Origin of the sequence: Virgibacillus xinjiangensis (assembly GCF_042643145.1) — a bacterium.
Lineage (GTDB): Bacteria > Bacillota > Bacilli > Bacillales > Amphibacillaceae > Virgibacillus_O > Virgibacillus_O xinjiangensis.
Genome location: NZ_JBHRSA010000041.1, coordinates 231,629 through 242,153, shown reverse-complemented (window position 1 = coordinate 242,153; position 10,525 = coordinate 231,629). Strand labels below are relative to the sequence as shown.

Genomic DNA, 10,525 nt, shown 5'->3' with positions numbered 1-10,525 from the left:
AATACCGACTTCATACCGATCTAATCGTTGCCTAATAAAACTCCAACTATTGGGGGTCACACCAAAAGCGTAGTGGAATTTCCGCAGCGGTGTGAAGAGCTGCCAAACTTGGCTTCAGTACAGCAACCAACTAGAAACCACACGCGCCAGAAACTGAAGTGGAAGTTGTCCTCGGCATTTACCACCCACATACTCGTAAAGCAATGGATAAAAAATTGAAACTATTTCCAATAACTATCGTATAATCAAGAAGAGAGGGGGAAGGGGAAGTTGACACTATCTTTAAAAAATGTAACGAAACGGTATGGAGGCCATACGGCTGTAGACGGATTGACCCTCCATATACCAGAGAAAGAGATGTTCGGGTTTCTGGGAGGAAATGGAGCAGGAAAAACTACCACATTCCGCATGATTCTAGGGCTGCTGGACACCAGCGAGGGTAGCATTACCTGGAACGGGGAGACCATCGATTACAATAAGAGCCATTTGATCGGCTACCTGCCGGAAGAACGGGGGCTCTACCCGAAATTGAAAGTACGGGATCAGATGGTATATCTCGGAAAACTGCGCGGTATGAAAAAGCGGGACATTTTAACAGAACTCGATTACTGGCTGGAACGCTTCCGAGTACCAGAATACCTTGATAAAAAGGTGGAGGAACTATCCAAAGGAAATCAGCAGAAGATACAATTCATCTCTGCAGTGATCCATCAACCCAAGTTGCTGATCCTGGATGAACCGTTTTCCGGCCTGGATCCAGTTAACGTGGAAATGCTCAAGCAGGCCGTGCTTGATTTGAAAGAGAAAGGTACATCGATTGTTTTTTCCTCCCACCAAATGGACCATGTAGAGGAAATGTGTGAGAACCTCTGTATTCTGCAAAAAGGACAGCCGGTCGTACAGGGGGAACTGAATGAAATCAAACGTTCTTTTGGTAAAAAGAACTTGTTGATCCATGGCGATATGGATATGGATGCGTTCAAAAAATACCCTGGTGTCACCCGCTATAGGAAGACAATGGCAGGGTGTGAACTGCAAATTGAGGAAGAGCAAGTTTCCCAAAAGATTTTTGCGGAACTCCATGGGAAAGGGTTTATCCGTAAATTCGAATTGGAAGAACCATCCCTGAATGATATTTTCATTGAGAAGGTGGGTGCTTCCTATGAATAAATTTTGGATCATTTTATCCCATACATACATGAACCGCGTAAAATCGAAATCCTTTCTGATCAGTACCGTTTTGACCCTTCTGTTCATTTTCGGAATGGCCAATATCCAGTCGATCTTGAATGCTTTTTCCGATGACAGTGTCGATACCATTGCGGTGATAGATGAATCAGCTATGTACTTTGATACCTACAAGCAGATGGTGGAGGCATCCAGTGAAGATTTGGAACTGGAAGCTTATGAGGAGAGTGAGGAGGAAGCAAAGGAAGCGGTACGGGAAGATATATACACGGCACTCATCGTACTAACGGAAAATGATAGGAATTTGCCACAGGCCGCCTTCTATGCAAATGACGTTTCGGGTGCAGAAGAGCAAATGATTTTGGAACAGCAACTGCAGCAAATGAAAGTATCTCTGGCTACGCAGCAGGCGGAGATCGATCAGTCTACGTTGGCCCAAATCAATGAACCAATTTCATTTGAGGCCGTTGCGCTGAATGAAGCGGCAAAAACGACAGAAGAGCTCAACCAGACACGCGGCATTGTCTATATCATGTTGTTTGTCCTTTATATGGCAATCATCTTATACGGACAGATGATTTCGACGGATGTGGCTACCGAGAAATCCTCCCGTGTCATGGAGATTCTTGTTTCAAGTGCGCCACCTGTCACCCATATGCTTGCTAAGATTGCCGGTATAGCCCTGCTTGGTCTGACACAGGTAGGACTCTTTGTCGGAGCCGGCTATTTCATGGTTGCCTCGAAACAAGAGGAGATGACCGGGGGAATATTCAGTTACTTGGGAGTCCAAGGCGGCTCTGCTTCCATCTATATCTATGCGGTGGTCTTTTTTGTTCTCGGCTATCTGCTGTATGCTACTCTGGCGGCCATGCTAGGGGCACTGGTAGCCAGGGTGGAAGACGCCAATCAAATTATGATGCCGGTCATCCTGTTGATCGCTGTGGCCTTCATCATTGCCATGTACGGTTTGAATATGCCGGATACCAGTTTGATCCGTATTACCTCCTTCATTCCCTTCTTTGCTCCGATGATCATGTTTCTGCGGGTAGGAATGCTGGATATACCTATTTGGGAAGTGGCTTTATCGATCGGCCTGCTGATAGGGACCATCGGAATTCTAGCCATAGTCGGCGCCAGGGTATACAAGGGCGGTGTCCTCCTATATGGTACATCGAATTCGCTGAAGGATTTGAAGAAAGCACTGGCTTTATCGAAAAAAGAATAAGAAAGTACTATTGAAGCGAAATGCCTTGAGCCGGCATTTCGCTTTTTTCCATCTATTGCACTATCAGCAGGATGCCTGCAGATGATGTGTAATTCATGTCTATTCTCTGTCTATAGATACAATGTAACAGAACGTGCATTCGCATTTGTTTTCTGGTAAAATGAGGATAATCATCAGAGGTGGACGGAGGTAGTGAAATGGGGAGTCCGATTACTTTTCTTCATGCAGCAGATCTGCACTTGGACAGTCCATTCAAAGGGCTGTCGGAAGTGCCGGAGCACTTATTTTCTGAAATTCTGGAAAGCACGTTCCAGGCATTGGACAGGCTTGTCCAAACGGCAATCGATAAACAAGTCGACTTCGTTCTTTTGGTTGGGGACCTTTTTGATCAGGAAGTCCACAGTTTAAAGGCACAGATTCGACTCAGAAGGAAGATGGAGGAATTGGAACATCATGGTATCCATGTTTATGCCTCTTACGGTAATCATGATTTCATGACAAAGGATCCTTTCCGGGTGGGTTTTCCCGAAAACATGCATGTTTTCCCGGGGGAACAGGTAACCAGCTTTACCTTTGTGAAAGGGGACGGAACGGAGGCAGCTGTTCATGGATTCAGTTACGAGAACCGGGCAGTTACCGACAGGAAGGTGGATGAATATGAAGTGGAGGGCGGTTCTGCCGACTATCATATTGCAACATTGCACGGCAGTATCCAAACCAATACGGATCATGATGTCTATGCTCCGTTCCGGTTAGGAGAGCTGACCGGAAAGGAATTCGATTACTGGGCGCTTGGGCATATCCATAAGCGGGAAGTGCTCCATGAAAACCCGCCTGTCATCTATCCCGGAAATATCCAGGGCAGAAACCGGAAAGAACTGGGAGAGAAAGGCTGTTATCATGTAACACTTTCGGAATCAGGAGCCGATTATTCGTTTATCCCCCTGCAGGAGATACAGTTCGAGACGATGAGTGTGGATATGGCAGGGGTGCAAGATGTCCATCATCTGGAAAAGACTATTATTGAAAAGGCAAGGGAACTAGTTCCCGGCCGTTGCTTGATCGATCTGAAGCTCTACCATATGGACGCAAGTTCCCAAGAATGGGCGGGACAGCATGTAGTGGAGGATTTGGTAGATTTGGTGAATGAGCCCCTGGCTGCAGCCTCACCATGGTCGTATATCTTTCGTGTAGAGGTGGAGGAAAGCTTCAAGCTGGATGAACAGTTGAAAAAAGGCGAGCATTTTATAGGAGAATTGATCAGAAGTTTTTCTGAAACGGAGATCGACTCATTCTTGGATGATCTCTATCAACAAAAACAGGCCAGAAAATATCTCACACCGGTACCCGAGGAAGAGAAAAGAAAAATAAAAGCGGAAGCAGAGCAGATGCTGCTCCGCGAGCTTCTCAGGAAATGAGGTGGATCGGATGAAATTGGTGAAAGCGGTAATATACGGATTTGGAAAATGGGTGGACCATCCATTGGACTTTACTGCAGCTTCCCCGTTGGTCATCTATGGAGAAAATGAATCAGGTAAATCTACCATACAGCAATTCCTTTTATTCATGCTTTTCGGCCTGCCGCCAAAACAGAGAGCATTTTACCGACCGAAAAATAGTGGCAGAATGGGAGGAAGGCTGACCATTGATATTCCTGGAACAGGGGTGGTAACCATTGAACGGCTGGACGAGGCAAGAAACGGCAAAGCTGTCTGCCACGGACCGGAAGGAGAGGAATATCCGGAGGAATGGCTGGAAGACCGTCTTCATGGAATGACCCTGAAAACCTACCAATCTATCTATTCTTTTTCTGCTCTCGATCTGAATGGACTTTCTGGAATGAAAGAGAATGATTTCGGTGAGGTATTGTTTGGTATCGGCCTCACAGGCTCCCAAAACCTCTATACGGTGGAGAAGAGACTGGAACAGCAAATGGCAGCTTTATTCAAGCCCTATGGCAAAAAACCTTCCATCAATGAGCAATTGAACACTTTGGATGGCATCACAGGGGATCTGCGCCGTTTTAAAGAAAGAGAGGGTTCTTATCTAGCTAAGAAAGAAGAAAAACATCAGGAAGAGGAGAAAATCAGTCGGCTCAAGAGCGAAATTGAGCAACTGAAGGAACAGTTGTCGAATACAGCTCTGCAACAGCAAGCACTTCCGATGGTGAAAAAATACCGTACATACACTGAACAGCTCAAAGGCTTTCCATCTCTGGACATTTTTCCCGAGAAGGGGAGGGAGAGGCTGGAAAAGCTCAAGGAAAAGCTGCTTCCCCTACAAAGTGAACAGGCTTTATTGGAAGACAATATGAGAAAGTACAGGGTACGGATGGAAGAGCTGAAAGGGAAACTGAAAGAAGAGTCTGTCTATGAACGTGCTGACCAAGTACTCCGACATAAGGAGGGGTATCTTAACGCTTTACGTGAACAGGAAAGGATTTCAGCGGCTGTCGAGAAAAAGAAGACGCAGCTGGATGCCGAGGTTCAACGGCTCCATGTCGGATTGTCTGTCGAGGAGTTGTCTTCTCTGGAATTTCCTTTTCACTTAGAGAAAACATGGAGCCAGACCAAGATGGATGCAGAGCAGCTGAGGCTGGAGGAAGAGAGGATCAAGCAGGAATACCAAGAGCTGAAACAACAGAGGAATTACTTGTTGAATCAGGCATGGGAAGCGGAAGAAGGTACATTATCGGAAAGTGAATATCAGGAGCTGACAGAGAAGCTGAGCGGCTATAAAGAAAAAGAAATGCTGCTTCGGCTACAGTCTGGTGCAGAGTATTTAAGCGAGAATTGGCGGCAGCAGAAAGCCAAGCAGGAACAAAGGAGCAATCTGCTGTTAACCGTCTCTTTTACCATCGCAGCACTTCTGGCAGTAATTGGTGCCCTCTTCGGACAATCGGCCTTATTTTGGATGATTCCGATCCTGCTTCTCGCCGGTATCGGGCAGAAAATGTATTCGAAAAGCCATATAGCTTCCATGGACCATTTCTTCACAGAAGAGGCAGAACAGTCTGCCACCCTTGATTTAAGTGAGGAAGAACGAAGAGAAGCGGAACAGGCAGTAACCTTGCATGAGCAGAGATCGTCGGAATTGACAGCTGTCAAGGAACAGCTCAAGACGGTGGATATCCAGTTCATCAAACTGGATGAAAAACGCAGGGGAATCGAAGAAAAAAGGCGACGCGTCGATGCTCTGATCAGTGAACAACATGAAAGCTATCCATTTTTGGAACAGGTGGAGATCGCCTATTGGCCGGAATTCTATCATTATATAAAGAAATTATTGGACATCCATTCCGACTATCGACTGCTTCAGCAGGAGAAAGGCAGACTGGACCAATCGTTGGATGAAAATGGCCGTCCAGCTATGGCTTTTTGTGAGGACCAGAATCTGGGGCCGTCCAGCTTGGATCCTCTACAGGCATTCCGTCTGGTGGAAGAACTGATGGAGCATCGCCAGCAGATTATCAGGGAAATCAACCAATATGAGAAATTGGCTGAAGATAACCGCCGGGGAGTCGAGGAAACCAGGCGTAAAGCAGGAGTCTACCAAGAGGAGATAGAGGAACTGCTGAACGCAGCAGAAGTGGGTTCGGAAGAGGCGTATTACCGGAAGGCCAGGCAGGTTGAGGAAAAAAGGAAACTGGAAGAAGAAGCCAAGCGGCTAAAAGATCAGCTCCATACGACATTTCCGGATGAAATGTGGAAAAGAATGCTTACAGACATGCCAGAAGAACAGGCGTTGGAAAACACTGCAAGGAAAGGGAAAGAGACCTTGAGGGATTTGGAGGAGGAACTGAACCGTTCCAGGCAGCACCTTGCTGATATGAAAGCAGCCATCTCAGCTGTGGAGTCATCAGAAGGCTATTCCAATACCTTGCACCGGCTTGGAATGGAAAAGGAAAAATTAGATGGGCTGGCACATCAGTGGTCCGTTCTGAAAACGGCTAAGGAGATGTTGGAGAAGACGAAAAAGACGTATCGGGACAAATACCTCCACCAGGTGATGGAAACAGCTTCCCACTACTTTTCCATCATTACTGGAAAGCATTATGTGTATGTGTACCCGCCAATGGGTGATACCCCTTTTCAGGCTGAAGCAAGGGACGGTGTTCGGTACAAAGCAGAGGAATTATCACAAGGGACGATCAACCAGTTATATATTTCTCTGAGGCTGGCGATCGGAGATATCATGAGTGACAAGCATTCTCTCCCATTTATCATTGATGACGCCTTTGTACACTTTGATACGATACGTACCAAGCGCATACTGGATATACTCGGACAGCAGAATCAGCAGGTCATCCTGTTCACCTGTAGGGAAGAAGTAAGGGACCATGCATCCTTTACCATTCGCATTCATGGATAAATAATGATAAACTATTTTCAGATTACATGCGGTTGGAGGGTTTTCCATTGGCAGGAGATAGAGAAGCAGATAATAAAGAGAAGCATGAAGAAACCATTGAGAAATTCATCCAAGTTATTGCCAAGAACATGAATTTGTATGGCATTCCCCCTTCAGTGGGGCGGCTCTATGGTGTGTTATATTTTGCGGATGAACCGATGACCTTGGATGGTATGAGGGAAGCACTGGAAATGAGCAAGACAAGCATGTCGACCGGCGTGCGATCATTGTCCGAAGTTAAAATGGTGAAGCCTGCATTCAAGAAGGGTGTAAGGAAAGATCTTTACCAATCAGAGGAGGATTGGTATAAATCCTTCACTTCTCTCTTTGGAAACCGCTGGCGGAAACAGACAGAGATGAATATTGAAGAGGCAGAAGATGCCATTGAAGAACTGCAGACACTTATGGAAAAGACAGAGGACGAACAGCTGCTAGAGGAACTGCAGAGAGATTTGGAGCGCCTGGAGTACGCCAGAAACTACTATTTATGGTTGAAGGACTTCATCCGTACCATGGAATCAGGGGAAATCTTCGAATATATTCCCAAGAAAGATAAATAGATGATTGGAGATTGACATGGATGGTGACCGACGAGCCCCGAGTCAGTCTCTTTTCCATATGGGGAGGATTTGTATGAAAAAAGGCATAGGACAGACGGCAATTGGGGAATCCATCGACAGCTTTATGCTGATCAAGGAGGCAACGAAAGGCGTGGCCAGTAATGGCAAGCCATTTTTGACGTTAATCCTTCGCGACGCAACAGGAGAGATAGACGCAAAACTTTGGGATGCCACGAAAGAGGATGAGGCGGTTTTTGTGCCGGAACAAATCGTCAAGCTCACAGGGGAAGTCAGCCAATTCAGGGGGAAGGCCCAATTGAAAATCAGTTCCATCAGACCGTCCCAGCCTACCGATGGGGTCCATGTCTCAGAATTTGTAGAAAAAGCACCTGTGGATCAAAAGGTCCTCTCGGAGAAGTTGACAGAGATAATTTTCGAAATGCAGAATCCCGTGCTCCAGCGTATGGTCCGTGCCTTTATCAAAAAGTATCAAGAGGACCTGCTGACCTATCCAGCCGCCGCTAAAAACCATCATGAATATGTATCTGGGCTGGCACATCATATCGTCAGTATGGTGGCTATAGCAAGGGAACTGCATGGATTATACCCGGAATTGAACAAGGATTTGCTGTATGCGGGTATCATCCTTCACGACCTTGGCAAGCTCAAGGAATTATCCGGTGTTGTAACTACCAGTTATACTGTAGAGGGTAAGCTGCTCGGTCATATACCGATGATGGTGGAAGAAATCGGTATGATGGCCAGAGAACTTCAGATTGAAGGGGAAGAAGTCCGTGTGCTGCAGCATCTGGTGCTTTCCCACCATGGCAAAGCTGAATGGGGAAGCCCGACCCCGCCATTGGTCCGTGAGGCGGAGGTTCTGCATTTGATCGATATGATGGATGCCAAGTTGAATATGTTGAACAGGGCATTGGATAAGGTGAAACCTGGAGAATTCACGGAGCGGATGTTCGCGATGGATAACCGTGCGTTCTATAAACCTTTGTTCGAAGAAAGTTAAAAGGCATGTTTCCTGCCACTTGTTCATATCTATCTATTATAAGGTTGGACAAGGGAGGTAGTAAAATGATTTTAGGAGTTTCCTGGTGGGTGTATGTGGTGATCTTCCTCATTTTCTTCAGCGGTGTCATGTCCTACCGGGCAATGCAGGCGGAAAGGAAACTGGAGGAAGAGGCAGCAGAACAGGAAGGAAAAATCTATATGGAAAGAATGGAAATAGAAAGGGATAGGAGAAGACAGGGATCCCATTAAAAAAGGCTAATACACAACCAGGTGTATTAGCCTTTTTTCTTGATTATTCTTGTTCTGAGTCTTGTTGTGACTCTTCTCCGGATTCTTCTTCTGGACTTTCTTCAGAGGTTTCACCAGATTCCTGTTCTTGGTTATTCTCTTCCGATCCTGCTTCCTCGGCAGGTGTGAATAGACCTTCGAACTCATCAATCTGTACATCGACGTTGGCTTCTTGGATCAGGTTGTCCAGTTTGGATTGGGCTGCTGACATATCCACTTGTGCAGCTTCCAAGTCACGGCGGATTTGATCTTTCATTTCTTCATACGAACCGATTTCTTCTTCGGATTCCCGTTTTTCATTGACCTTGATGATGTGGTAGCCGAAATCGGATGCCACTGGGTCGCTGATCTCGCCTTCTTCCATATTATAAGCGGCGTCCTCGAATGCAGGAACCATATCACCAGCTGTAAACCATCCCAGGTCTCCGCCGTTCTGAGCAGATCCGTCTGTGGAATATTCCTTGGCAAGCTCAGCAAAATCAGCACCTTCATCCAATTTGTTTTTCACTTCATTGGCTGTTTCTTCATCTTCCACCAGGATATGCTGGGCATTGATCTCTGTTTGCATCCGGTCATAACGCTGCTGGATTTCCTCTTCAGAAACTTCGATACCCTCTGTCATCGCTGCTTCCTGGAGAAGGCTCAAATAAAGGACATTACGGTATTCATCCTCACTGGAAAATCCGCTTTGCTGAAGCGCCATCTCGAAATTATCCCCGTACTGTTCTTTGGCAGCTTCTAGTTCCGCTTCTACTTCTTCCTCACTTACCTCGTAGTTGTCTTCCAATACTTTAATAGTGACTAATTCCTGCAGCACAGCCTCACCGTGACGATCTTTCAATTCCTCATAAAATTCTTCCTGTGTAATATTGCCGGCTTCTGATTCAACGACCGTTTCGGATCCACTATCATCCGAGCATGCGGCAAGTGTAAGGGCCCCTGCTGCCAGGGTTGCAGCAATCGCTAATTTTTTCATCTATTAACACTCCTACTCTTTATATATACCTTTGGTCGGTTTTTTTACATAGTTAAATATACCATACAAAAGTTGCGAAAAAAACAGAAGCAACCATTTCCTGTAAAATTACCTGCAAATTACCTAAAACCTGCCACAAATTCTGCTTGAAGGGGTAGACAAATAATTGATCAACGGAAGTAAATAGGAAGCCATCCAGCTCCCACGAGCGTTGAAACATAAAAAAAGGCCTGAACCGTCATCGATTCAGACCTTTTTTCATTGAAGTAAGCCATCCTATTGTGCCTTTAGAAGAATGTCAAATCCATCATGCCTATTATCAATAAATGCGCATTTGGGAGCTTTCCAGATATAGACCATATATAGGTAATCAATAAAACTCATGCCGATATGGATGGAAGCCAACACCAAAAAGTAGAAATAATACTCCGGAAACATATAACTTGCTGCAATTCCCGGGACGGTCAATAGCAGGCTCGGAGCACCTGCGGTAATGAAAGAGACCTTTTTCGTCAAATGGTATTTAGTACTATAGGAAATAACGGGAATACACTTATATTTTTTCTTATAGACGAAATTCACACGCTTATTCATGACAATTAATGGTAAAATATGCATAAGGGTGTGTATCATGGGAAGAAAGAATAGTACAATGAGAAACGGGACAAAAGCCGCTTCATTATTCGGCATCCTGCCATGAACGATGGAAACAGGTACATATAGTACGGTGAATGCCAAAATACTGACCAAAAATGAAATGAAGTTCATTCGTTGCAGTCCGAATTCTTTGTTGATGTTGATTGATTTCCAGCAGTTCACTTTTGATCCCTCCCATGCTTTTGGTACTAGTGTTTA

General features: G+C 45.6%; 9 protein-coding genes. 7 read left to right on the top strand and 2 right to left on the bottom strand.

What is annotated here, in order from left to right:
• The first annotated feature begins 270 nt into the window (after positions 1-270).
• The 7 genes from ACFOGI_RS10585 (at position 271) to ACFOGI_RS10555 (ending at position 8,655) form a co-directional block, all read left to right on the top strand.
• Positions 271-1,170: an ABC transporter ATP-binding protein gene (locus ACFOGI_RS10585; RefSeq protein WP_390272160.1), complete on the top strand. Its 900-nt coding sequence runs from the start codon at positions 271-273 to the stop codon at positions 1,168-1,170.
• Complete coding sequence (locus ACFOGI_RS10580) at positions 1,163-2,413, top strand: ABC transporter permease (RefSeq protein WP_390272158.1); 1,251 nt, start codon at positions 1,163-1,165, stop codon at positions 2,411-2,413. Before ACFOGI_RS10585 ends, ACFOGI_RS10580 begins: the two co-directional genes overlap by 8 nt.
• Before the next feature lie 197 nt (positions 2,414-2,610).
• Complete coding sequence (locus ACFOGI_RS10575; protein WP_390272156.1) at positions 2,611-3,831, top strand: metallophosphoesterase family protein; 1,221 nt, start codon at positions 2,611-2,613, stop codon at positions 3,829-3,831.
• A gap of 10 nt (positions 3,832-3,841) precedes the next feature.
• The gene (locus tag ACFOGI_RS10570) at positions 3,842-6,784 is read left to right on the top strand and encodes an ATP-binding protein (protein ID WP_390272154.1); all 2,943 of its coding nucleotides are present in this window, start codon (positions 3,842-3,844) and stop codon (positions 6,782-6,784) included.
• Between the two features lie 47 nt (positions 6,785-6,831).
• On the top strand, positions 6,832-7,383 hold the full coding sequence (locus tag ACFOGI_RS10565; protein WP_390272152.1) for a GbsR/MarR family transcriptional regulator: 552 nt from the start codon (positions 6,832-6,834) through the stop codon (positions 7,381-7,383).
• A 73-nt stretch (positions 7,384-7,456) separates the two neighbouring features.
• Complete coding sequence (gene yhaM, locus ACFOGI_RS10560) at positions 7,457-8,404, top strand: 3'-5' exoribonuclease YhaM (protein ID WP_390272150.1); 948 nt, start codon at positions 7,457-7,459, stop codon at positions 8,402-8,404.
• A gap of 65 nt (positions 8,405-8,469) precedes the next feature.
• Positions 8,470-8,655: a sporulation YhaL family protein gene (locus tag ACFOGI_RS10555; RefSeq protein ID WP_390272148.1), complete on the top strand. Its 186-nt coding sequence runs from the start codon at positions 8,470-8,472 to the stop codon at positions 8,653-8,655.
• 43 nt (positions 8,656-8,698) lie between these two features.
• On the opposite strand, the gene ACFOGI_RS10550 is transcribed toward ACFOGI_RS10555, so the two are convergent.
• Positions 8,699-9,670 carry a peptidylprolyl isomerase gene (locus ACFOGI_RS10550; RefSeq protein ID WP_390272146.1) on the bottom strand — a complete coding sequence of 324 codons (972 nt, stop codon included), beginning with the start codon at positions 9,668-9,670 and terminating at the stop codon, positions 8,699-8,701.
• A 276-nt stretch (positions 9,671-9,946) separates the two neighbouring features.
• On the bottom strand, positions 9,947-10,489 hold the full coding sequence (locus ACFOGI_RS10545) for a DUF3267 domain-containing protein (RefSeq protein ID WP_390272144.1): 543 nt from the start codon (positions 10,487-10,489) through the stop codon (positions 9,947-9,949).
• Between the last annotated feature and the right edge of the window lie 36 nt (positions 10,490-10,525).